Raw genomic sequence first — 23669 nt, forward strand, 5'->3', positions numbered from 1 at the left:
GGACCGGAGAATGGCGTTGGCTTCGGCAAAATGGCATGTAATTCAGGATATTGAAATCGTTTCTAATTGTGTCTTTTCGGTTACATGCTTGGAGTAAAGGTTGCTTTAGGGCTCGATAGGTATGGTTTAGGTATTGACCGGATGCCCCAAAAAATCTGTTTTCTCCCCGGCGCCCGACAACCAGACTCAGCCTTGGGCCCAGGGGAGACGTATGAAGATCCAGCATTCCGCATCGTGGCTGGCGCTATCCGCCGCATCGATGCTGTTCGCCGCGCCCGCCATCGCGCAGCAGGCCGGCGCCACGGGCGCCCAGGCGACCGCGCCGCAGGGCGACGCCGATCAGGCTTCCAACCAGAATCCGGGAACGCTCAGCGCCGATGCGGCTGCGACCCGTTCCGCCGCGATCTCCGGCACGCCGCAGGCCGCCAGCAGCGGCGACGTGGTCGTCACCGGCACCCGCATTTCCCGTCCCAACCTCGCCTCCGCCGCGCCGATCACCTCGGTCACGCGCCAGGACATCCAGGCGCAGGCCGCGGTCAATGTCGAGGACGTGCTGAACCGCCTGCCGCAGGTCGCGCCGGACAGCCAGCAGACCTATAACGACTCCGACGGTCGCCAGCGGATCAAGCTGCGCAGCCTGGGCTTCGAGCGGACGCTGGTCCTGATCGACGGCAAGCGCCTGGGCACCCAGAACGGCCAGGACGTCGGCATCATCCCGACCTCGCTGCTCCAGCGCGTCGATGTGCTGACCGGCGGCGCCTCGTCGGTTTACGGCTCGGACGCGGTCGCGGGCGTCGTCAACTTCGTCCTGCGCAAGGATTTCGAAGGCGTCCAGATCGACACCAACTATAATTTCTACAACCACAACAACAAGGACACGATCGTCTCGCCGCTGGCGCGCGCGGCGGGCTTCAGCAGCCCGCGTGGCCTGACCAACGACGGCGGCCGTGCCGACCTGACCCTGACGGCGGGGACCAAGCTGTTCGACGACAAGCTGCACGTCAGCGGCTTCGTCAATTATCGCCACACCGACGAGGTACCGATCACCGCGCGGTCGAACTCGGGCTGCTACCTGACCCAGTTGCAGCTCAACGGCCCGCTGTCGTGCGGTCTGACCCCCAGCAGCTCGACCAGTGGCCTGATCACGCCCGGCACGGGTCCGAACCAGGGCGCGCAGCTGGTCAACAATCCCAACGGCTCGCGCACCTTCGTGCCGTTCGCCGCAGGCCCCGGCAACGCGTCCAACTATTTCAGCGGCTATGCCTATCAGCGGCCGTCGGAGCGGGTGAATGCGGGCGGCTTCGTCACGCTCGACCTCGCGCCCGAAGCCGAGCTCTATGCCTCGGGCATCTGGTTCCGCGACAAGTCGTACACCGATTATCCGACGATCGCGAGCGGCACCGTCAACGTCAACTGCAACAATCCCTATCTGTCGGGCTCGCAGGCGACCACGATCGGCTGTGCCGCTGGCGTCGGCAGCGTGCCCGTCACGCTCGCCTATCGCCTGGGCGAGAACAACGATCGCCCCGACACTTTTATCAACACTGGCCTGCGCCTGACCGGCGGCGTTCGCGGCAAGGTGGGCGATGCGTGGACCTATGATGTCGGCGGCGTTTATGCCCGCAACCATCAGGACTATATCCCCAGCATCCGCATCCCCGGCAACCTGCAGAATGCGGTCAATGTCGGCGGTACGCAGGCCAACCCGACCTGCGCCAACGGGGCGGCCGGTTGTGTGCCCTTCGACATCTTCAGCGCGGGCAATACCAACCCCGCCCTGATCAACTATTTGTTCGGCACCGGCACCAACCAGACGATCGGCACGCTGTACGACGTGCAGGCGAACGTCACGGGCGACCTGACCAGCTATGGCATCACCTCGCCCTTCGCTGAGCAGGGGCTGGCGATCGCGCTGGGCACCGAATATCGCAAGGATACGCTGAAGTCGCGCGCCGACGCCGCCTATCTGAGCGCGGTTGGCGGGAGCGACACCGATCTCAGCCAGGACGTGATCGAAGCCAATATCGAGGTCCAGGCCCCGCTGATCCAGCATAAGCCGTTCGCCGAGCTGGTGCAGGTCAATGGCGGCTATCGCGTGTCGAAGTACAGCAGCAATCCGAAGTCGTTCAACACCTGGAAGATCGAGGGCGTTTACGCTCCGGTGAGCGACATCACCTTCCGCGCTTCGTTCAACAAGGCGCAGCGCGCGCCGACCGTGGTCGAGATCCGCCAGGCCACCAACATCGCGTTCGCGAATGGCGGTTCGGGCACCTTTACCGACTTCTGCGCCCCCACGCCGATCCCCGGCCCGAACGGCGTCACCTATGGCGCGCCGATCGCCTCGCGTGAGGTGTGTCGCGCGACCGGCCTGTCGGACGCGCTGTATGGCAGCCAGAGCCTGTTGTGCAGCAACGGCACCGCGCCCAATGGCAGCGCCGCTTGCGCGGTGCGTTCGGGCGGCTTCACCGCCGATCCCGAAACCGCCTATACCCAGACCTATGGCCTGGTCCTGAAGCCGCGTTTCGTGCGCGGGCTGGTCTTCTCGGTCGATCGTTACCGGATCAAGATCGACAACTCGCTCGGCTATAACGACTACAGCTATTACACCGATGGCTGTCTGCGTTCGGGCGGCGACCAGTTCTTCTGCCAGGGCATCGTCCGCAACGCGTCGACCGGCACGCTGTTCAATGGCGGCTATATCCGTCAGGGCACGACCAACTATTACACCTCGGTCGCGCAAGGCTGGGACTTCCAGGCGCAATATGCGCTGAACCTGGAATCGATCGGTCGCCTGGACTTCGGCTTCAACGGCTCGCTGACCACCAACGCCGGTGGGCAGGACTCGCCGCTCCAGCCGAACCGCAACTGCGCGGGCTATTACGGCAATGGCTGCGGCCAGCTGATCCCGAAGTGGAGCCATGGCCTGCGCACGACCTATACCACCGAAGACAAGAAGTTCAGCGCGTCGTTCAACTGGCGTTACGTCGGTGCACTGACCAACGCCAACAATTCGGGCGATCCGGCGATCGGCGGCACCCCGGAACGGGCGTTGACCGACTATTACCGTGTCGCGCCGCAGAACTATTTCGACCTGGCGTTCAATTTCGCGATCGCCAAGCAGTTCTCGCTGCGCCTGATCGCGAACAACCTGCTCGACCGCGCCGCGCCGATCGTGCCGGATTCCTACAATATCAGCCTGGCACGCACGAACACTATCCCGCAGCGTTACGACTCGCTGGGTCGCAACATCGCGATCGGGACCACGATCAACTTCTGATCCTTACCCCCGGCGGGGTGCCTCGGCACTCCGCCAATCCCCGAACTGAAAAGCCCGGTTGTCCATCAGGACAACCGGGCTTCTTTTTGGTCGCACTCCCGACCCGTTCGCGTCGAGCGAAGTCGAGACGCATCCCTTGGCCTTCGACTTCGCTCAGGCTGAACGGAGTGTCGGGAAGGAGATTACTCCACGAAGTCTTCCACCTGACGCCGCTTGCCGCGCATGAAGGCGTCGGCGACGTGGCGGAGCGGGGCGATGTCTACGTCCGAACGCCCGCCCTGCACCAGTTCGGCGAAGCGTGCGTACAGGCCGGGATATTCGCCGTGCAGCCCTTCCTCAAGATGCGGTGTGGAGCCGTCGGGCAGGGTCAGCACCGCGCCGCCCTCGGCCAGCTTCAGCGTGCCGTCGGTCGTCTCGACGACGATGTCCCAGCTTTGATGGCCTTCCTGCCGCCAGTCGAGGTCGAGCGTGACGGGCGTACCGTCGGTCGTGCGGAACGCGACATCGGCGGCGATCGGCGCGTCGCGATTGGCGGGGAAGTCCAGCGTCGCGCGCTCGATGAAGAAGGGCTGCGGCATGATGTGAGTCGCGATCGACAGCGCGTTGATGCCCGGATCGAACACGCCGAAGCCGCCCGCTTCCCAGATCCAGGCCTGGCCCGGATGCCATTGGCGCACATCCTCGCGCCAGGTGATCGCGGCGGACGTAACCTTGCGGCTCGACAGCCATTGGCGTGCGGGCTCGACGCCCAGCGCGTAACGCGAGTGCCAGCTGGCAAAGAGGGTGACGCCCGCCTTGGCCGCAAGATCCTCCAGCACCGCCACTTCGGCCAGCGTCGCACCCGGCGGCTTTTCGAGGAAGACGTGCCAGTTGTTCGCCAGCGCGGCGGCGGCGATGGCGTGGCGGACCTGCGGCGGGGTGCACAGCGCCACCGCATCGACCGTCACATCGCTCTTGGCCAGTTCGTTGATATCGTGGAAATGCGGCACGCCTTCGACCCCGCCGGGCGAGCGGCTGACGGTCGCGACCAGCTCGAAGGCCGGGTTCCCCGCAATGGCGGGGACATGCTGGTCATGGGCGATCTTGCCCATGCCGACCAGCGCGAGACGGATCGTGTCGGTCATCGGTATCAGCGTGCCTTTTCGACATAAGCGCGCGCCGACACGGCGACATCCGCCGCCGGCTTGCCCGCGCGATAAAGATTGGAGCCCAGGCCGAACCCGTCCGCGCCGTGCGCGCGCCATTCGGCCATGTTGTCGGGGGTGATGCCGCCGACCGCCAGCACCGCGACGTCGCGCGGCAGGACGGCGCGCTGCGCCTTGAGGAAGGTGGGCGAGGCGCCCTCGGCCGGGAACAGCTTCAGGCCATGCGCGCCCGCCTTCAACGCGGCGAAGGCTTCGGACGGGGTGAAATAGCCGGGCAGCGAGATTAGCCCCTGCGCGACGCTGTGCGCGATCACGTCCGTGTCGGTGTTGGGCGAAACGATCAGGGTGCCGCCCGCCGCCTTGACCCGGTCGACCTGTTCGGTACTCAGGACCGTGCCCGCACCCACGATCGCCTTGTCCCCGACATGCGCCGCGATCGCCGCGATGCTGTCATAGGGATCGGGCGAGTTGAGCGGCACCTCGATCAGGGTGAAGCCCGCCCCAACCAGCGCATCGGCGACGGGGATGGCCTCGGCAGGCGTCAGGCCGCGGAGGATGGCGACCAGCGGACAGGCGGCAAAGGCCCTGGCGAAGTTCTGGGCGGGGTCGGTCATGACAAATGCTCCCGGATGGCATGGAGACCGGCAAGAAAACCGGCATGGCTGTCGAGCGCGACGACGCGGCCCCCGCGCGCCTCGATCCCGATGGTGTAGAGGTCGGCAAGCAGCCCGCTCGACAACAGATGGACGGTGCTGCCCTCCATATGCGGGACAGCGCCGATGTCGCTGCCGATCAGCAGCCCGCTGGCATAGGCCGCCGCATCATCGGGCGCGATCCGGCCGAGCAGAACCGAGGCGCGGACCCCGAACAGGGCCGCCGTCAGGTCGCACGCACCGCTGCCGCGTGAAAGGCCGTCGCGAAAGGCTGGCCCGTCCGCCACCGGACCGTCGAGCATCCCGGCAAGGATGCCGTGCCCCTTGACCAGCGCGAACAACTCGCCGGTCATGGTGGTGGCGAAATCGGTGATCCGGCCGTCCTCGACATGGACCCATTTGTTATGGGTGCCCGGCTGGGCGAACAGCGCATCGGCCGGTGCGAGCCCCGCAGCAACCGCGCCCAGCACCTGCACCTCCTCGCCGCGCATCACATCGGCGCGCGTGTCGGTCAGCAACGAGACGCCCGGGACGATGGTCACGTGCTCCTCCACGACCCGGGTCGCGGCCTGCGCCAGGCTGGCGAGATCGGCGGGGGCGGGGACATAGGCGGCCTCTCGCCATCCGCGGGTCGAGCCGACCATGCCCGCCGCGATCACCGGCAGCGCACCGAAGCGTGCCCGGATCGCAGAGATTTCCGAGGGATAATCCTCCACCCGCATCGCCAGTACGCCGCGATCGTCGCGCACCGTATCGAGCATCGTGCCATCGCCCGCGATCACATAGCATCGCCGGTTGGTGGTACCCCAATCGATCGCGATATAGGCGGGCGTCACGTCTGATGGCACGGCGGGTACGCCCTCTCCAGCTTATTTTCTGGGAGGATTTGTAGGACAATAAAATCATGCGTGCAAGCGGCACGGCCGTGCCGCGCTGTCCGAAAGTGATGCGGCGGGGATGACGCGCGGCTCCTATCGGCCTACATCGCGTGACATGTACCAGTTCGACATAGCCGCCGGATCGAAGGCGGAGCTTTACCGCGATCTCCACGCTGCGCTCGACGCGCTGACCGCCGGAGAGGGGGATGCGGTCGCCAACATGGCCAACGCCGCCTCGCTGATCTGGCAGTATCTGCCCGATCTCAACTGGGCCGGCTTCTACCGCATGGTCGGCGGCGAGCTGGTCCTGGGGCCGTTCCAGGGCAAGGCGGCGTGCATCCGCATTCCCGTCGGCAAGGGCGTGTGCGGCACTGCCGTCGCCGAGGCGCGGACGCAGCGTGTGGCCGATGTCCATGCCTTCCCCGGCCATATCGCCTGTGACGCCGCCAGCCGGTCGGAACTGGTCGTACCCTTGCTGCTGGACGGCACGGTGATCGGCGTGCTCGATCTGGACAGCCCCGAGCCGGGCTGGTTCGACGAAGAGGATCAGGCAGGCTGCGAGGCGCTGATGGCGCTGCTCGCGCCGCGTGTGGCCGCGATGGCGGACTGACCCGTTTCGGGACGGGCTGCGCCGCTATCGATATAGGCAGGGCGCTGATATCAAACCTTGTTTCGGTTTCGGCGTTGAGGGGGGCGTCGCTGCATTGATACAGGGGAATCCATCCGCCATGCAAAGCTCGTCGCGCTTGATCGTCCTGACCCTTGGCTTGGTCGCCAGCACGCCTGTCATGGCGCAGGCCGGGGCCAGCTACCCGCGTCCTCCAGTCGATTCCCAGCCGTCCTCCGTCCCGGTACGGGGGCAAGGGCCAGTCGTCCGCACGACCTTGGTAGGCGTGCCGCCTGCGCGGGCGAACCGTTGGGGCAGCCGGGTCGGCGGGCGTTGGTGGGGTGGCGCGAATGCGCCCGGCGGTTGGCGCGCCTATCGCCGTCCGGTGCGCGGCATGGTGGTTCCGTCCTATTGGGCCGATCGGCGTTTCGGCGTGGACGACTGGGCGGTCTATACCCTGCCGCAGCCGCCCGTCGGCTATCGTTGGTCGCGCTATTACGATGATGCGGTGCTGCTCGACGAGCGTGGGTCGGTCTATGACAGCGTGTACGGCGTCAACTGGGATGGTACACCCGACTATGCGGGAACGCCTTATGCGCCCCCGCGCGACAACGGGCTGGGCGGGGCCGCGATCGGTGCGGTCGCGGGCGGCGTGGCGGGGAACCTCATTGCCGGGCGAGGCAATCGGCTTGGTGGGACGCTGCTCGGCGCAGGCGTCGGCGCGGCTGCGGGCTATGCGATCGACCGCGCCGAGGATCGCGGACGGCGCATGACGCCGGGCTATGATGATTACAGCTATCGAGACGATTACGCGCCGCCGCCGCCGCCTGCCATGGGACGGCGCGTGGTGACCCGGGATAGGACGACCATCACCACAACGACCACCGTGGGCACGCCAAGCACGCTGGACTCGCAGCGTGCAAGCTATTACGCCGATGGATATTATTATCCGGCTCCCACTGTCACAACGGTTGTGGTACAGGGTGCTCCGGTCATTACCACGACGACGACCACCACGACTGAAGTCGTGCATTCTGGCCCGCGACGCATGCGGGTCCGCAGCAAGCTGGTTCGTCGCTAAAGCCTTCCCCCAGGGGGGAGTTTCAGCCCGAGAGACGCCGGGCTGGAAACCGGGATGCCGCCCCGACTCTCCCGCGGGGTGGCATCCCTTTGAATTTGCAATCGATTTTCGGTCAGCGCCCGCCAAAGGTGATGATGCTCTCGGCGCCGTCCGCCGCGATGGCTGAGACGCCGACGAAATGGTCATCGACCGGAACCTGGGGGAGAATCGTCTTCGTCTCGGTCACGTCGCGCGACTGTGTCCAGTCGGCGCCGTCGTTCCGCCGCCAATGGACCCGGTAACGGACCGCGCCCGGCACCGCCGCCCACTCGACCTGGGTGTCACGGGACAGCGCCCCGCTGATCGTCACCTTGTCGGGTGCAGCCGGCGCGGCGGCGAGGCGGGCCAGCGTCGCGATGTTGATCGCCGTCACCTTCGCCAGATAGGGAAAGTCCATCTTGTCGACGGTGTCGCCATACGCGACGGTCCCTTCTTTGCGCAGATCCTGATGCTGCGCGTCCCAATCCTCGTTTGCGACGGAGAAGCGAACCGCGGGATAGCCGAGCTTGAGGAACGGCTCATGATCGCCGCCGCGCCCGAAACGGTCGGGCCGCCGGTCGACAAAGACGTCCAGCCCGCCAAGCTTGGAGGCGACGCCATGGATCGCCTTGGCCAATGCGCGGCTGGGGCCGTCATCCTCGCCGCCATTCCCGCGCCGCTGCATCTGCTGGGGCAGGTCTTCCGAAGTGCGAATGCCCTCGGAAAAGACGCGGACCCAGCGTGCCTCGCGCACCCCGCCTTGGCCGACGGTGTTGCCGACGATATCGTTATTGAGCATCGCCGAGACTCGCCAATTGCGCGCCTTGGCGGTGTCGGCGAGCAGGGTTGCACCCCACAGGCCCTGTTCCTCGCCGGAAAAAACGGCATAGACGATGGTCGCATCGAACTGCTGTTTCGATAGATGGCGCGCGGCCTCCAGTACCAACGCCACCCCCGAGGCGTCGTCATTGGCGCCCGGCGCATCGGACGTCGCGTCCATCACGTCGGTCACGCGACTGTCGATATGCGCGCCGATGATGACGACGCGGTTGGGGTCGCGCCCCCGCTGGATGCCCAGCACATCCTCGACCATCACCCCGTTCGGTGCGCGCGGACCGGTGAAGCGTCGGTTGATCCGCTCGACCGCGATGCAGCCGTTACAACCTTGCCCGATCACCTCGAACTGTTTGGCCGCCCAGTCGCGCGCGGCACCGATGCCGCGCTTGGGATCGTTCGTGACGGAGGCCGTATGGCGGGTGCCGAAGCGGACCAGCGCTTCGACATCGGCCTTTAGCCGGGCAGGAGAGGTGGCGGTAGCGGGCGTCGCGGCGGCGGCGAGAAGAAGCGGCAGGATCATCGCATCAGACTGGCCGAGCCGGGAATGCGAGGCAAGTGCCCTATTTCGTCTCCTAACCCATCCCATCGTGGTCAAGTGACTGACATAGATGGAATTATGGACCGTCGCTCATGTCTTCACGTTGCCTCTCTAGCCATGACAGCGACAAAGGAATCATCATGAACGCCAAATCCGTCAGCCTGGGCCTCGGTCTGTTCTCCCTGGCTTTGGGGGCCGTTGAGCTGCTGGCCTCCCGACGCATCGCCGAGCGTCTTTCGGTGCCGGGCGGGTCCGGGACCGTCAGAGCTTATGGGGTCCGCGAAGTCGTCGCCGGGGTCGGGCTGGTACAAGCGCCAGCCCATTCGGCGCGTGTGTGGAACCGCGTGATGGGCGATTTGCTCGACCTGGGGACCCTGGCGATGTCCGTGCGTCGTTCGCCGAGGAAGCGGGCGGTGTGGGGGGCAATCGGGTTCGTGGCTGTTACCACCGCGCTCGATGTGCTGACCGCCCGGGCGCTCGACCGGAGCACGGGAAAGACGGTGCCGGTCGGCGCCTGACGTGAAACCGCCCCGGGCCATGCGACCCGGGGCGGTTCTATCCTGTCCTGTAAGGAGAGGGGGGGACCATGCGGGGCATGGTGGAGGGGTGTCGCTCTATCGAGAGCGGGACACCCCCCGTCAGGGCTTTGCCCTGCCACCGCCCCAGCAAGAGGAGGAATTGCCTGGCTTACACAGCGGGCTTCTCGCCGATCTGTTCGGCCTGGGCGCTGCTGTCGGGGCGCGCCGGACCGAGCACGGGTTCCTCGCCCATCGGCTCGTTGCGGAACACGGTGAACTCGCCCTTGCCGTCGACGCTCGGCCCCCGGGTCCAGCGACCTTCGGGATAGGTGCCGTCGACCGAGGTGACGAAGAAGTCGTAATTGTGATCCTGGCTTTCCTTCGCTTGCGGGAAGGAATTGGGGATGGGCAGTGCGGCTTCGGCGCCTAGTTCCTCGATCACGGCCAGCCATTGCTCCTGATGCATGGTGTCGCGCGCGATCATGAAGTGCAGCATGTCCTTCATGCCCTGATCATGCGCGGCGTTGTAGAGGCGGGTGGCCAGCACGCGCCCCGTGCTCTCGGCGGCGACGTTGCAATACATGTCGGCGGCGACATTGCCGCTGGCATAGATATGGCTCATGTTGAACGGCACGCCGTCCGAATCCACCGGCTGTGCGGCCAGGCCGGTCGACAGGATATGCTTGTGCAGCGTTCCCTCGATCGCATGGCGCGCACTGCCGCCGCCCATCACCGCACCGACGATGCCGTCGGCCGCGCCCTCTTCCTGAAGCGAGGCGGGCGCCTTGTCGAGATTGAGCGCGACGGCGGTTGCCAGCATCTCGATATGCCCGATTTCCTCGGTCGCGGTGTGGAGCAGCATGTCGCGGTACTTCGGCGTCGGGGCACGATTGCCCCAGGCCTGGAAGAAATACTGCATGCAGACGCGAATCTCGCCCTCCACGCCGCCGATCGCCTGTTGCAACATGCGTGCGAACAAGGGGTCGGGGCTCTCGCACCGGACGGGATATTGCAGGCGTTTGTCGTGATAATACATGATCGGCCTCGCTGGATTGGGGGGGCGGTGGTGGGGATTAGTGGCTGGCGGTTTCGCCCGCCGCGCGGCGTTCGAGATAGCGGCGGGTCAGCGCAGCATTGTTCTCATCGACCCAGGCCGCCATCGACAGCTCTTCATTCAGCGACTGGGTCAGCAGCGGCGTCGCGCTGCCGAAGCCGCCGACATCGGCGATGGTGATGAGTGATTTGTAGCTGGCCGCCTCGAAATTCTCGAAAGCGAAGTTGGCGAAGCTGTTCTTCAGGATTTCGTCGGGGGCGAAGATATGCCCCAGCGCCGCCATGTTGCCGGAAAAGCTGAGCGCCGCGTCCTTCAGCATCGAACGGCTTTCGTTGAAGCTGTCGAGAATATCCTCCAGCCGGACGATCTGCTGCTCGGTTTCGCCGCGGTGCATCCGCAGATGGTCGGCTACGTCCGGGTAATTGGACAGGTGATCGAGCTGCCGGTCGATCAGCGCCAGCGCCTGATGCTCGACGGCATGGGCATTCTTCAGCCCGGTCACGAAGACCGCCGTCACGACGTCATTGGGTAGGGTCGCCATGGATGATAGCTCCTTGCGTGGAAATCAGAGGAAGGGCGTGCCGCCAGTGACGGGGATGGTCGCGCCGCTGATGTAGCTGGCCTCGCCGCTCGCCAGCAGGACGTAAGGGGGCGCCAGTTCGGCGGGCTGCGCAGCGCGGCCCATCGGCGTCTGCTCACCAAAGCTCTTCACCGCCTCCGGTGGCATGGTGGAGGGGATCAGCGGGGTCCAGACCGGCCCCGGCGCCACCGCATTGACGCGGATCTTCCGCTCGGCAAGCATCTGCGCCAGCCCGGCGGTAAAGTTGTGGATCGCGCCCTTGGTGGTCGCATAGGCGAGCAACTGCTGGTTGGGCTTGTCGGCGTTGATCGATGTCGTGTTGATGATCGATGCGCCTTCGCCCATGTGCGGCAGCGCGGCCTTCACCAGATAGAACATGGCATGGATGTTGGTCGCGAAGGTGACCTCCCACTCCTCGTCGCTAATGTCCTCGATGGCCTGAAAGCTCGCCTGATGCGCGGCGTTGTTGACCAATATGTCGACCCGACCGAAGGTCTGGACCGCCCGCTCAACAATGGTGCGGCAATGCGCCGGATCGCTGACATCGCCGGGGATCAGCAGCGCCTTGCGGCCCGCCTGCTCGACCAGTCGCTGCGTCTCGGCGGCGTCCTGATCCTCGGACAGATAGGAAATGACCACATCCGCGCCCTCGCGGGCAAAGGCGATGGCGACGGCGCGGCCAATGCCGCTGTCGGCGCCGGTGATGATCGCTTTCTTATCGGTCAGCTTGCCATGGCCGACATAGCTGTGTTCGCCATGATCGGGGCGCGGATCCATCGCCTCGGTCTGGCCGGGCATGTCCTGCTGCTGTTCGGGCTGTGGTGGGGTGGGGCGTTCGTTCATGGACCGTCTCTCCTTGCCCGGTCCAATGGGCGGGGCGGAGAGCCGTTCCGGAAAAAATCCGTATCTTAAAGCGCGTTAATCGCTATTTTATGGTTCCGTGCGTCCGTCGCTCGCAGCCCTCATCCCGTCCGATCCGGTCTTTATCAGATGCGCGACGATGACCTGTTCCAGCGCCTTCATCGCATCGGCATAGCTGTGCGAGTCCGTTGCCAGCGTTTCGATCGCAAAGCCGCACCCGCGTGCAGCGGCGCGGAAGGCGACGCCGGTCGCGTCCCCCTGCGCCACGATGATCGCCACATCCTCGCCCCAGCCATGGATCGCGTGGATCAGCGGTGCCGCGGTCGCGTCGAGCGGCGAGGGGGGGGCGGCGATCTTGGTCAGGCCCTGGCGCAGTTTGCCCATGTCGACTGCGCCGCGCGCCAGTCGCAGCCATTCGGCCGGATTGACCAGCTTTCGCATATAATGGCGGCGGATCGCGGCGACCGGGGGCAGGGCGTCGGGCTCATCCGACAGCCAGGGATTGGACAGCAGAATACGGGCAAACCCCGCCTCGGTCCCGAACATCGCCAGCGCGGCGGCGGCGTCGCAATTGCCGAAGCCGATCACCTGCGTCAGCTTCGCCGCCTCGGCAAAGGCATCCACGGCGGCGGCGATATCGGGGCCGCTCGACTGCCAGCCGCCATTCGCCCCTTCGCTATCGCCGACCCCGCGCCGGTCGAACCGGAACACCGGATAGCCCCGCGCCGCGATCCGGGCCGCGAGCATCGCCTGTCCGCGATGCGCGCCCATGCGCGGCTCGTTGCCGCCGGAGACGATCACCAGACCCGTCCCGCTCGAGCCTTCGTCCAGCGTTCCGACCAGCGTCGCGCCCTCGCATGGGAAGGAGATCAGCCTTCGCATGACGCGATCCACTGCGCGATGTCCTCGGCCAGAATGGCGGCGAGTTCCGGGTCTTCCTGCGGCTCGGCGCGGCGCCAGGGGGGCACGGCGTCGATGGTGCGGTCGGCGGGCGCGCGGTCATGGCCCAGGCGTACGACGCGGCGCGGCACGCCGGGCTGGTCATAGGGCTCGGCCCCCGCAAGCCCGGCGAGAAAATGCGGCGAAACCCGGTTGCCGGCGATCCGAACGGGGGACTCCGCGCCGAACAGGCCGTAACGGTCGCCGCGCAATCCCGCCGCCGCACGCAGGCGGATGACGTCGCGCAGCACCGCCTCGCCCGTCATCGGCGCCAGATGCCAGCGCCCCGACAGCATGGCGAAACCGTCAATCAGCGTTCCGCCCCGGATCGATACGCCGTAGCAGGGCCGGTCGCTCAGCGTCGCCGCCGCCGCTTCATGCGCGTTGCGCCACTGGATGATGGTGGCCTGCTCGGTCTCGATGAGGCTCTCGCCCGTGCCTGGCCAGTCGGGCAGCGCGCCGCCGATGCCGTGATCGGCCAGCCGCCGCAGCACCGCCACCGCCAGGCCACGTATCCGGTTCGCCTCCTCCCAGAAGGGAAGCGCGACCAGCACGACCGGCCCCTGCGCGGGGCCGAAGCGCAACATCGCCTCGCGCCCGCCGGGCCAGTCATAATAGTCGATCAAGCGCCCGCCTTGGCATGGGCAAAGGCGACGAGCTGACCGAACGTCTCCAGCATCTCGCCATCGACCTCGTCATCCTCGATCAGAATGCCGAGGCGATCCTCCAACTCGGTCAGCACGCCCGCGACCGCCATCGAATCCAGCTCGGGCAACGCGCCGAACAGCGGCGTATCGGCGTCGAAATTCTCCACGCGCTCGGTCGACAGGCCCAGCACATCGGCCAGCACGCCGCGCACCGCTGCTTCCACTTGCCCGTTTGTCTGGAGTTCCAAACCCTGTCGCCCTGCTGTTTTGTTGTGACGACAGCGTTAGTGCGGCGGCGGGCGTTGGGCAACGGGTGTTGGGCGCTTTGCCCCTCCCGCCGGCGGAAGGGGGTCGGGGGGGGGGCATGCCGGGTGCCTCCGTCGTGACGCCGGTTGTTTCTCCGGGTGGTGAAAGTGTTCGGCTTTCGGAAAGCGCGGGAGACCCATGCCCTCCCCCAGCCCCTCCCGCCTGCGGGAGGGGAGTGAAGCTCACAAAGGGGGGCAGCAAAGCTCTTTTCGCCTGCGGAAAAATAACCCCCTCCCGCAGGCGGGAGGGGGTTGGGGGAGGGGACACGCCGGGTTTCTCCGTCGTGACGCCTGTTGTTTCTCCGGGTGGTGAAAGTGTTCGGCTTTCGGAAAGCGCGGGAGACCCATGCCCTCCCCCGGCCCCTCCCGCCTGCGGGAGGGGAGTGAAGCTCACAGATGGGGGCAGCAAAGCTCTTGTCGCCTGCGGAAAAATAGCCCCCTCCCGCAGGCGGGAGGGGGTTGGGGGAGGGGACACGCCGAGTGTCTCCGTCGTGACGCCTGTTGTTTCTCCGGGTGGTGAAAGTGTTCGGCTTTCAGAAAGCGCAGGAGACCCAGGCCGTCCCCCAATCCTTCCCACTTGCGGGGGGGAAGTCAGGTTGGCGCGCGTGCTCGACTTTGCGGCATCCCCTCTAGTAGATGGCGCGATGATCCTCGATCCGACCGCCTATCCGATCGACCATGCCTTGCGCGGGGCAGGCGATGCGCCTGCGTTGCTCGACCGCGACGGCGGACTAAGCTTTGCCGAGGCCGAGGAGGCGGTCGCGCGGCTGGCGGGATGGCTGGCGGGGCAGGGCTTTGCGCCCGGCGCGCGGGTGGCGACCTGGTTGCCCAAGACGCGCGATGCCGCGTTGATGCCGCTCGCCGCGCCGCGTGCAGGGCTGGTGCATGTGCCGATCAACCCGCTGCTCAAGCGCGCGCAGGTCGCGCATATCCTGGCCGATAGCGGCGCGGCGATGCTGCTGACCCACGCGCCGCGTGCTGCGACGCTGGAGGAGAGCGATGTCCCCCCGGGCGTGGTGGTTGCGACCGAGGCGGGGCAGGGCGATGCGCTGTCCCGTTCGACCGCGGATACGGATGCGCTGGCGGCGATCCTCTATACCTCCGGCTCGACGGGGCGGCCCAAGGGGGTGATGCTGAGCCACGCAAACCTCTGGTACGGCGCGGTATCGGTCGCCCATTACCTGAAGCTGACGCCCGAGGACCGGGTGCTGGGCGTCCTGCCGTACAGCTTCGACTATGGGCAGAACCAGCTCTTCTCGACCTGGGTCGCGGGGAGTGCGGTCGCACCGCTCGACTATCTGACCCCGCGCGATGTGGTAAAAGCGGTCGCCCGCCACGGCGCGACGACGCTGGCGGGGGTGCCGCCGCTCTGGACGCAGTTGATCGGTATCGACTGGCCGGAGGAGGCGGTCGCATCGCTCCGGCGGCTGACCAATTCGGGCGGCGCGTTGACGCCGCGCCTGGTGAAGGGGCTGCGGGCGTTATTCCCGGCGGCGGACCTCTATGCGATGTATGGCCTCACTGAGGCGTTCCGCTCGACCTATCTGGACCCCGCGCTGATCGACGCGCACCCCGATTCGATCGGTCGCGCCATTCCCTTTGCCGAGGTGATGGTGCTGCGCCCCGACGGCACCCGCGCCTTGCCGGGCGAGCCGGGCGAGCTGGTCCATGCCGGGCCGCTGGTCGCGCAGGGCTATTGGCGCGATGCCGAGCGGACGGCGCAGCGTTTCCGCCCGACGCCGGACCATGACCGTGCGGTGTGGTCGGGCGACACGGTGGTCGAGGGGGCGGACGGCCTGCTCCGCTTCGTCGGGCGCGATGACGAGATGATCAAGGTCGCGGGCAACCGGATCAGCCCCCAGGAGATTGAGGAGGCCGCAATGGCCGGCGGCGAAGCGCGCGAGGCGGTGGCCTTCGGCATTGCCGACCAGGCGCAGGGGCAGGCGATCGTCCTGATACTGGGCGGCGATCCGGCGCAGGAGGGCGCACTCCGCAGCCGGTTGAAGCGCGACCTTCCCAATTTCATGCAGCCGTCCCACATCGCCTGGGCCGATGCGCTACCCCGCAACGCCAATGGCAAGCTGGACCGCGCGGCGCTGCGCCGCGCCTGGACCGACAAGGACACAATGTCATGAAGCCGATGGGGCCGATCCCCCCCGAATTTGCCGCACAGACGGGCGCGCTGACCATTGCCGGGCGAAGCGCCGAGGATTGGATGGCGGGCCATGACGGGCCGGTCTTCGTCTATGACCCGGCCATCGTCGCCACGCGTGTCGCGCGGTTCCGCGAGGCCTTTCCCTCGATCGACCTTCATTATGCGATCAAGGCCAATCCCCATCCGCCGCTCCTGAAGGCGATGGCGGCGATGGTCGACGGCTTCGATGTCGCCTCGGCGGGCGAGCTGGCGAAGGTCGCGCCGCTGGGAAAGCCGGTCAGCTTCGCAGGCCCCGGCAAGCGCGATTCCGAGCTGACCGCCGCCATCCAGGCGGGCGTGACGATCAACCTCGAGTCCGAGGGAGAGGCGATGCGAGCGCTGGGGCTTGCCGATCGGCTGGGCGTGACGCCGCGCCTGGCGGTGCGGGTCAATCCGGATGTCGAGCTGCGCGGGTCGGGCATGAAGATGGGCGGCCGACCCTCGCCCTTCGGTATCGATGCCGAGCGGGTGCCCGCGCTGATCCGCCATCTTTGCCAAGTGGGGGCCGATTGGCGCGGCTTTCATATCTATGCGGGCAGCCAGGCGCTCGATCCGCAGGCGATCATCGACACGCAGGCGGCGACCATCGCGCTTGCGGCCCGGCTGGCGGAGAAGGCCGGGGTGACACCGCCGCTGGTCAATCTGGGCGGCGGGTTCGGCGTCCCCTATTTCGCCGGGGACAATACGCTGCCGGTGGAGAGGGTGGGCGAGGCGTTGGAGCAGGCGCTGGCCGCGCGATCCGCGATCCTGTCGCAAAGCCGCTTCGCGATCGAGCTTGGCCGGTGGCTGGTCGCCGAGGCCGGGGTCTATCTGGCGCGGGTGATCGATCGCAAGGAGAGCGGCGGCGAGACCTTCCTGATCCTTGACGGCGGACTGCATCACCAACTGGCGGCCAGCGGCAATTTCGGCACCGTCGTGCGGCGCAACTATCCGCTGGCCATTGCGCGTGCGATGGGCGCTACGGCGGAGGAGACGGTGTCGGTGGTCGGACCCTTGTGCACCCCGCTCGACCGGCTGGGCGACCGGGTCGCGCTTCCCCCCGCGCGGGTCGGCGATATCGTCGCGGTATTTCTTGCCGGAGCCTATGGAGCGACCGCAAGCCCAGCGGCGTTTCTGGGCCATCCCCCCGCCGCCGAGATTCTGGGCGGCGCGGTCTAACGCTCTGTTCACCTCTTGGGTGGTATCGTGGGATTGCGCAATTTGCCCTTCGTCTCCACACGCTTGGAGACGAGGGGTTCAGGAGTAACGTTCGCATGGCATCGTTCGCCCGCCCCCTCTTGCTCGCAGGCCTTTGCGCCTCGACGCTGACCGCCTGTTCGACGGCGGGGACCAAGACCGAGCTGCCCTCGGCCGGTTATGTCGCGCGCAAGGAACAGCCGGGCGAGGAATATGTCATCGGCCCGCTCGACACGCTCAACATCTTCGTCTGGCGCAATCCCGACCTGTCGACCAAAGTCCAGGTGCGCCCCGATGGCCGCATCACCACGCCGCTGGTCAACGACATGCCCGCGGTGGGCAAGACGCCCGCGATGCTGGCTGACGACATGAAGAAGGCGCTGTCGGAATATGTCTCCAACCCGATCGTGTCGGTGATCGTCGAGAATTTTTCCGGCACCTATAGCCAGCAGGTCCGCATCGTCGGCGCGACCGAGCGGCCCGCCTCCATCCCCTACCGCGCGAACATGACGCTGCTCGACGCGATGATCGCGGTGGGCGGGCTCAACCAGTTCGCGGCCGGCAACAAGGCCAAGCTGGTGCGCACCGATCGGGATACCGGCAAGCAGCGCGAATATGCGCTCCAGATCAACGACCTCCTCCGGAAGGGGGATTCGAGCGCCAATGTCCGGCTGGAGCCAGGCGACGTCATCATCATCCCCGAATCGATGTTCTGAGGCGGCCGGGTGTCGAGTATTCAGGACGAGATCCGGATCGCGGTCCATGCGATATGGATACGCCGCTGGCTGGCGTTGGCGGTGGCGTGGACCGTGTGCGTGATCGGGTGGCTGTTTGTCGCCCAGATTCCCAGCAAATATGAATCCCGCGCACGCATCGCGGTTCAGAACTCGCAGTTGTTGCCCGACGGCATGAGCACCGGGCCGAACAGCCAGATGGACTCGGTCGATCAGGTCCGCCAGACGCTGATCTCGGCGATCAACCTGCAAAAGGTGGTGCGCGGCACCGATCTGGCCAGCACGGTGTCGAGCGACGCCGATGTCGCGGCGCGGGTCGCGCAGCTGGCGCAGGCGATCAAGATCGAGAATCAGCAGGACACGATCTTCCAGTTGACCGTGACCCAGGCCAGCCCCAAGCTGGCGCAGCAGGTGGCGCAAAAGCTGATCGACATCTTTGTAGAATCCAATCTGCTCGGCGATCGCAACAACACCGCCCAGAGCCTGGCCTTTCTCGACAAGCAATTGAGCGAGCGACAGAAACAACTCCAGACCGCCGAGGCCAAGCGCGCCCAGTACCAGAACCAGTTCATGGGTGGCCTGCCGGGCAGCGGATCTGTCGCGGACCGGATTGGGCTGGCCCGCTCGCAGATGGCGCAGGTGGACAGCGACCTGGCGGCGGCGCAATCCAGCTTCGCGGCGGTGCAAGGCCAACTGGCGGGCACTCCGCGCACGGTGAGCGAAGGCGGCGGCGTCGCCGTCAGCCCGGCGCGGGCACGACTGGCGACGATCCAGGGCCAGCTCGCCGATGCCCGCGCGCGCGGCTATACGGAAAATCATCCCGACGTGATCGCGCTGAAGAACCAGCTTTCCGCCGCGCAGGCCGCCGTGAAGGCCGAGCCTGCCGGTGGCGGGGCGGCGGGGCAGCCCAATCCCCTCTACATGTCGCTCCAGTCGATGGCGGCGGAAAAACAGTCGCAGCTCGCCAGCCTGAAAATCCGCAAGAGCCAGTTGCAGAACGACCTCGACCGGCTGAACGCCAGCCTGACCACCGATCCGGAGGCCGCCGCCGAACAGGGCGCGATCGATCGCGATTATCAGGTGCTGAAGGACAGCTATGACCAGTTGCTGCGCCAGCGCGAGCAGGTGGCGTTGCGCGGTCAGGCGCAGAACCAGACCGACTCGATGCGCTTCAGCGTCATCGACCCGGCGACCTATCCGCGCGCGCCGACCGCGCCCAATCGCATCCTTCTGCTCAGCGTGGTGTTCGTCGCCGGGCTGGGGCTGGGCGTCGGATCGGCCTTTGCTTTGTCCAAGCTGCGCCAGACCTTCACCACGCCGCAATCGCTTCAACGGACGATGGGAATGCCGGTGATCGGCGCGATCGGCGAAGTCGTCACGCGCGGCCAGGCGGCGGCGCGGGCGCAACGGACGAAACTGTTCCTCGGCGGGACGGCGGCGCTGGGCGCGGCCTATGGGCTGGTCCTGATAATGGAGCTATTACAACGGGGAATGGCCGCGTGAACGAAAACGTGAAACCCCCCAGACCCCGCCGGGAACCGTCGCTGCTCGAACGCGCCGCGAACGTCTATGATTTTCAGTCCTATATGCGCGTCCCCGAGGCGCCGACGCCCGAGCCGGTGGACCGGGAACCCGAATGGACGCCACCTGCGGGAGCGATCGAAGCCGCTCTGCCGGTTTCCCTGCCCGACCACGATGCCCCATTCTCCGATCCCTCGCTCAGCGCCATTCCGGCCGAATTCCTGGCGCAGCCGGGCGATGAGGAGTTTCTGGCCAGCGAATATAGCCCCGGCTTGTCCGACGTCGCGATGGTCGACCGCGCGATGCTGGCCGAAAACGGGATGATCGTGCCCGGTGCGCCGATCGGGCCGCTGGCCGAAGAGTTCCGGCTGGTCAAGCGCCAGCTCATCATCACCAGCCAGCGGCTAGTCGAGGGCGGCGACGAGGACAAGGCACGCGTCGTCCTGGTCTGTTCGGCACGACCGCAGGACGGAAAGACCTTCTGCTCGGTCAACCTCGCTCTGTCGCTGGCGGCGGAGCGCGATATCGAAGTGCTGCTGGTCGACGCCGATGTCGCCAAGCCCGATGTGATGGGGCGGCTGGGTCTGGCTGAGGGGCCAGGGCTGCTCGATGCGCTGGTCGACGGCAGCATCGATGTCGAGTCGCTGGTGATGCGCACCGATGTGCCGCATCTGGCGGTGCTGCCCTGCGGCACCCGGACGGCGAACGATACCGAGTTGCTTGCCTCCGCGCGAACGCGCGCGGTGGTGCAGCGGCTGTTGTCGGCCAATCCGCGCCGGTTGGTGATCTTCGACTCGCCGCCGGCACTGGCCGCATCGCCCGCCTCGGTGTTGGCGATGCTGGCGGGGCAGGTGATGATGGTGGTCCGCGCCGATCGCACCCCCGAGAGCGAGGTGAGCGGAGCGATCGCACTGCTCGATGGGTGCGACCATATCCAGCTGGTGCTGAACAGCGTCGCGTTCGTGCCGGGCAGCCGCCGGTTCGGCTATTATGGCAAATATGGCAAGGACGGCGCGCCGTGACGGCGGTGCGGCCCGTCCTTGCGAGGCTTGCATGGATGCTGGTCGCCTGGCCGACCACGCTCGCCGCGCAGACGCAGGGCGCGCCGAGCGCCGGTGGCGTAGCGGCCGCTGCGCAAGAGACAAGGTCGACGGATCGGGCCGAGACGGGGGACGGATCGCGCGCTGCCACGCCGCCGCGGCTTCGCGCGCGGCTGACCCCCTATGTCGAGGTGGGGCAGGTTCTTGTCGCCGATCTGACCGGTGGCGACGCGGTCACCTATACGACCCTGGCGGCAGGCGTGAACGCGCAGGTTCAGACCGCTCGGGCGCAGGGACAGGTCAGCTATCGCTATGAGCGTCGCATCGGCTGGAGCGACCGGGCCGGGGACGGCGATATCCATAGCGGGCTGGCTCGCATCTCCTATGCCCTCACGCCGGAACTGCATCTGGAGGGCGGCGCGCTGGCGACGCGGACGCGCGCGGATATCCGGGGTGCCGCGCCCGGCGTGCTGGTCGGCGATGTCGCCAATATCTCGCAAATCTATTCGGCCTATGCCGGCCCCTCGCTGGCCACGCGGGCGGGGCCGGTGCAGATCGGCGCGAATTACCGGCTGGGCTATACCCGCGCGGAGACGCCGGGGCTGGGCGGCCTGGCGCCGGGCCAACCCCAACTCGACTATTTCAGCGACAGCTGGAACCATATGGCGACCGTCAGCGCCACCGCGCGGCCTGGGGCGATCGCGCCGGTCGGCCTGTCGGCCAATGCCGCCTATGAGCGCGACGATGCGGGGCAACTCTCGCAGCGTTATGAGGGCTGGTTCGTGCGCGGTGACGTGCTGAAGCCTGTTTCGCCCTATGTCGCGCTGACCGCCGGGGTCGGTTACGAGCGGATCGAGGCGAGCCAGCGCGATCCGGAAGTCGACGCCGCCGGCCGACCCTTGGTCGACAGCCGGGGCCGGTTCATCACCAATCCGCAAGGTCCGCGCCGGATCGCCTATCGCACCGACGGCGTCTATTATGATGCAGGCGTCATCTGGCGGCCCGACCGCCGGACCTCCGTCGAAGGGCATGTGGGCGAGCGCTATGGCTCGCTCAGCGTCACCGGGCTGGCGCGCTATCAGGCGTCCCGCGACCTCGTCTTCCAGGCGGCGATCTATGACGGGATCCAGACGTTCGGCCGTCAGCTTCGCAACGGGCTGTCGAACCTGCCCACCAATTTCGTCGAAACGCGCGATGCCTTTGCGCAGCAGTTCAATGGCTGTGTCTTTTCGGCGGGCGGAACGTCGCCGGGCGGATGCCTGAACGACGCATTGCAATCGGTGCAGACCGCCGTCTATCGCGCCCGCGGGCTGGACATGGCTCTGTCATACCAGCGGGGGCGTTCCACCCTGGGCGTGGGGCTGGGCTATACCAGCCGCCGCCTCTTCGCGCCGGACGACGTGCCGGGCCTCATCGTCTCCGGCGCACAGGACGACAGCTATTACGGCCAGATTTTCCTGGGCCATGCCTTTGGTCCCAATTCGGGGCTTAACGTTAATGGCTTCGTTAACTATTACGTCTCTAGGTTGGCGGGGGCCGAGGACGTGGTATCGCTGGGAACGACCGCCAGTTATTACCGCAACTTCGGTCGGCTCGGAACAACCGCGTCGGTTGGATTGTACCATTTCTCGGTCGGGGACCTGACCAATGCGCTGTCCGCGCAAGCTCTGGTCGCCGCACGGTATCAATTCTGACCGGCCGAAAGGCACGATAATGTACGAGACCCATTTCGGTCTGGGCGAACGCCCGTTCCAACTGACGCCGGACCCGCGTTTCTGGTTCCAGACCGCGACTCATGGCAAGGCGATGGCCTATCTGGGCTATGGGCTGGCACAGGGGGAGGGCTTCATCGTCATCACCGGCGATGTCGGTGCGGGCAAGACGACGCTGGTCGGCCATCTGGTCGAGACGCTGGATACCAAGCGCCTGCGCGTCCTGCATATCGTGTCGACCGCCGTCGAGCCGCAGGATCTGCTGCACGTCCTTGCGGGGCAACTGGACGTCGATGCCCAGGGTTTGAGCAAGGCGGCGCTGCTGGCTGCGATCGAGCGGGCGCTGAACGGCGTCGCGCGCGAGGGACGCCGCATCCTGCTGATCGTCGACGAGGCGCAGGCTCTGCCGCTCGCCTCGCTCGAAGAATTGCGTATGTTGTCCAACTTCCAGGTCGGCGGTCACGCGCTGCTCCAGATCCTGCTGGTCGGGCAGCCCGAATTCCGCGAACGCCTGCTCGGTTCGGCCGCCATCGAGCAGCTGCGCCAGCGGGTTATCGCCATCCATCATCTCGACCCGATGGAGCCCGAGGAAGTACCCGATTACATCGCGCACCGCCTGGCGGTCGCGGGCTGGACGGGCCGTCCCGACTTCGCCGCCGATGCCTTTGATGCGCTGTATGACGCATCGGGCGGCGTGCCGCGCCGGTTGAACGTGCTTGCGGGCCGTGTCCTCCTGCAAGCCGCGATCGAAGGTGTCGAACTGATCGGCCGCCAGACGGTCGAAAGCGTGGCCGCCGACATGGCCGCCGATATGGGCGTGGCCATGGATGGTGGTCGCGAGGCGCCGATGCCCATCGCACCGGAGCCCGAGCCTGTCGCACCCATCTTCAACACCTCGGCTCGGCTGGGTGATCCGCTATTTTCGGCGGGGACGCTTCGCACCGGGCTGGGCCTGAACGGTCATGCGACCGTGGCCGCGGCGCAGCCCGATCCGATCACCCGCGTCATGCCAGAAAGCGAGGCGGTTTCGCGCAGCGCCCACCGCGTCGTCGCTCCGCCGCCCGCGCCCGAGCCGGTGTCGCTGCGTCCGATCCCCGAGCCCGTCGCGCCCCTGCCGCCCGTCGCCGAGGGAGCACCCGTCGCTCCCGAACGACCGGCCGAGCCGTCGCCGGTCGCCGCGCTGGAGAACCGCGTCGCGCAACTCGAAGCGCGGCTGGAGCAGCAGGAAGCGGCATTGCGTCGTGTCCTGACCCTGCTGGTCGACTGGTCCGAAATCGACAACCGCGCCGAAATCCATCGCGAGGCCGGTCCCACGATCCGACCGGGGGCCTGGGGCCATGCCGCCTGAGGCTCT

General features: G+C 66.9%; 21 protein-coding genes. 11 read left to right on the forward strand and 10 right to left on the reverse strand.

Annotated elements, in window-relative coordinates:
- Window positions 1-211: 211 nt before the first annotated feature.
- The gene (locus GGR45_RS04800; RefSeq protein ID WP_175312998.1) at window positions 212-3277 is read left to right on the forward strand and encodes a TonB-dependent receptor domain-containing protein; all 3066 of its coding nucleotides are present in this window, start codon (window positions 212-214) and stop codon (window positions 3275-3277) included.
- 182 nt (window positions 3278-3459) lie between these two features.
- On the opposite strand, the gene GGR45_RS04805 is transcribed toward GGR45_RS04800, so the two are convergent.
- Genes GGR45_RS04805 through GGR45_RS04815 form a run of 3 tightly spaced genes read right to left on the reverse strand, consistent with a single transcriptional unit; the run spans window position 3460 to window position 5923 of the window.
- The gene (locus tag GGR45_RS04805) at window positions 3460-4401 is read right to left on the reverse strand and encodes a Gfo/Idh/MocA family protein (RefSeq protein ID WP_175313000.1); all 942 of its coding nucleotides are present in this window, start codon (window positions 4399-4401) and stop codon (window positions 3460-3462) included.
- A 5-nt stretch (window positions 4402-4406) separates the two neighbouring features.
- Window positions 4407-5036, reverse strand: a complete 630-nt coding sequence (locus tag GGR45_RS04810; protein ID WP_175313002.1) for a 2-dehydro-3-deoxy-6-phosphogalactonate aldolase — start codon at window positions 5034-5036, stop codon at window positions 4407-4409.
- Window positions 5033-5923 carry a 2-dehydro-3-deoxygalactonokinase gene (locus tag GGR45_RS04815; protein WP_175313003.1) on the reverse strand — a complete coding sequence of 297 codons (891 nt, stop codon included), beginning with the start codon at window positions 5921-5923 and terminating at the stop codon, window positions 5033-5035. Before GGR45_RS04815 ends, GGR45_RS04810 begins: the two co-directional genes overlap by 4 nt.
- A 145-nt stretch (window positions 5924-6068) precedes the next feature.
- Between GGR45_RS04815 and GGR45_RS04820 the strand changes: the two genes are divergently transcribed.
- Both GGR45_RS04820 and GGR45_RS04825 read left to right on the forward strand, forming a co-directional pair.
- Window positions 6069-6563 carry a GAF domain-containing protein gene (locus GGR45_RS04820; RefSeq protein ID WP_175313131.1) on the forward strand — a complete coding sequence of 165 codons (495 nt, stop codon included), beginning with the start codon at window positions 6069-6071 and terminating at the stop codon, window positions 6561-6563.
- Window positions 6564-6681: 118 nt separating this feature from the next.
- On the forward strand, window positions 6682-7641 hold the full coding sequence (locus tag GGR45_RS04825) for an RcnB family protein (RefSeq protein WP_175313006.1): 960 nt from the start codon (window positions 6682-6684) through the stop codon (window positions 7639-7641).
- A gap of 112 nt (window positions 7642-7753) precedes the next feature.
- Here the strand turns inward: GGR45_RS04825 and GGR45_RS04830 are convergent, their stop codons facing one another.
- A complete protein-coding gene (locus tag GGR45_RS04830) occupies window positions 7754-9016 on the reverse strand; it encodes a M20/M25/M40 family metallo-hydrolase (protein WP_175313008.1) in 1263 nt (420 codons plus the stop codon).
- Window positions 9017-9174: 158 nt separating this feature from the next.
- Between GGR45_RS04830 and GGR45_RS04835 the strand changes: the two genes are divergently transcribed.
- Window positions 9175-9552, forward strand: coding sequence for a hypothetical protein (locus GGR45_RS04835; protein WP_175313010.1), 378 nt, complete (start codon window positions 9175-9177; stop codon window positions 9550-9552).
- Between the two features lie 169 nt (window positions 9553-9721).
- Here GGR45_RS04835 and GGR45_RS04840 read toward each other — a convergent pair whose 3' ends face one another.
- From GGR45_RS04840 to GGR45_RS04865, 6 genes are all read right to left on the reverse strand, one after another.
- Window positions 9722-10588: a manganese catalase family protein gene (locus GGR45_RS04840; RefSeq protein ID WP_175313012.1), complete on the reverse strand. Its 867-nt coding sequence runs from the start codon at window positions 10586-10588 to the stop codon at window positions 9722-9724.
- Window positions 10589-10625: 37 nt separating this feature from the next.
- A complete protein-coding gene (locus GGR45_RS04845) occupies window positions 10626-11147 on the reverse strand; it encodes a ferritin-like domain-containing protein (protein ID WP_175313014.1) in 522 nt (173 codons plus the stop codon).
- A gap of 24 nt (window positions 11148-11171) precedes the next feature.
- Entirely contained in the window at window positions 11172-12029 is an 858-nt protein-coding gene (locus GGR45_RS04850) for an SDR family oxidoreductase (protein ID WP_175313016.1), read from the reverse strand.
- Window positions 12030-12116: 87 nt separating this feature from the next.
- Entirely contained in the window at window positions 12117-12929 is an 813-nt protein-coding gene (locus tag GGR45_RS04855; protein ID WP_175313047.1) for a hydrolase 1, exosortase A system-associated, read from the reverse strand.
- A complete protein-coding gene (locus tag GGR45_RS04860; RefSeq protein ID WP_246358052.1) occupies window positions 12917-13612 on the reverse strand; it encodes an alpha/beta hydrolase family protein in 696 nt (231 codons plus the stop codon). The genes GGR45_RS04855 and GGR45_RS04860 overlap by 13 nt, the downstream gene beginning before the upstream one ends.
- Complete coding sequence (locus tag GGR45_RS04865; protein WP_175313050.1) at window positions 13609-13881, reverse strand: acyl carrier protein; 273 nt, start codon at window positions 13879-13881, stop codon at window positions 13609-13611. The genes GGR45_RS04860 and GGR45_RS04865 overlap by 4 nt, the downstream gene beginning before the upstream one ends.
- A 701-nt stretch (window positions 13882-14582) precedes the next feature.
- On the opposite strand from GGR45_RS04865, the gene GGR45_RS04870 reads away from it, so the two are divergent.
- The 7 genes from GGR45_RS04870 to GGR45_RS04900 all read left to right on the forward strand — a co-directional run bounded on the left by GGR45_RS04870 (window position 14583) and on the right by GGR45_RS04900 (window position 23663).
- Window positions 14583-16073: an AMP-binding protein gene (locus GGR45_RS04870; RefSeq protein ID WP_175310932.1), complete on the forward strand. Its 1491-nt coding sequence runs from the start codon at window positions 14583-14585 to the stop codon at window positions 16071-16073.
- A complete protein-coding gene (locus GGR45_RS04875) occupies window positions 16070-17290 on the forward strand; it encodes a pyridoxal-dependent decarboxylase, exosortase A system-associated (protein ID WP_175310923.1) in 1221 nt (406 codons plus the stop codon). Before GGR45_RS04870 ends, GGR45_RS04875 begins: the two co-directional genes overlap by 4 nt.
- A gap of 95 nt (window positions 17291-17385) precedes the next feature.
- Entirely contained in the window at window positions 17386-18024 is a 639-nt protein-coding gene (locus GGR45_RS04880) for an XrtA/PEP-CTERM system exopolysaccharide export protein (protein ID WP_175310922.1), read from the forward strand.
- A gap of 9 nt (window positions 18025-18033) precedes the next feature.
- The gene (locus GGR45_RS04885; protein ID WP_175310921.1) at window positions 18034-19545 is read left to right on the forward strand and encodes an XrtA system polysaccharide chain length determinant; all 1512 of its coding nucleotides are present in this window, start codon (window positions 18034-18036) and stop codon (window positions 19543-19545) included.
- 8 nt (window positions 19546-19553) lie between these two features.
- On the forward strand, window positions 19554-20585 hold the full coding sequence (locus GGR45_RS04890) for an AAA family ATPase (RefSeq protein ID WP_285161260.1): 1032 nt from the start codon (window positions 19554-19556) through the stop codon (window positions 20583-20585).
- A 35-nt stretch (window positions 20586-20620) separates the two neighbouring features.
- Window positions 20621-22297 (forward strand): hypothetical protein, encoded by a 1677-nt coding sequence (locus GGR45_RS04895; RefSeq protein WP_175310920.1) that lies wholly within the window; start codon window positions 20621-20623, stop codon window positions 22295-22297.
- Window positions 22298-22316: 19 nt separating this feature from the next.
- Window positions 22317-23663 carry an AAA family ATPase gene (locus GGR45_RS04900; protein ID WP_175310919.1) on the forward strand — a complete coding sequence of 449 codons (1347 nt, stop codon included), beginning with the start codon at window positions 22317-22319 and terminating at the stop codon, window positions 23661-23663.
- Window positions 23664-23669 lie beyond the last annotated feature (6 nt).

The sequence above is a fragment of the Sphingomonas zeae genome (assembly GCF_014197135.1).
Classification (GTDB): Bacteria; Pseudomonadota; Alphaproteobacteria; order Sphingomonadales; family Sphingomonadaceae; genus Sphingomonas; species Sphingomonas zeae.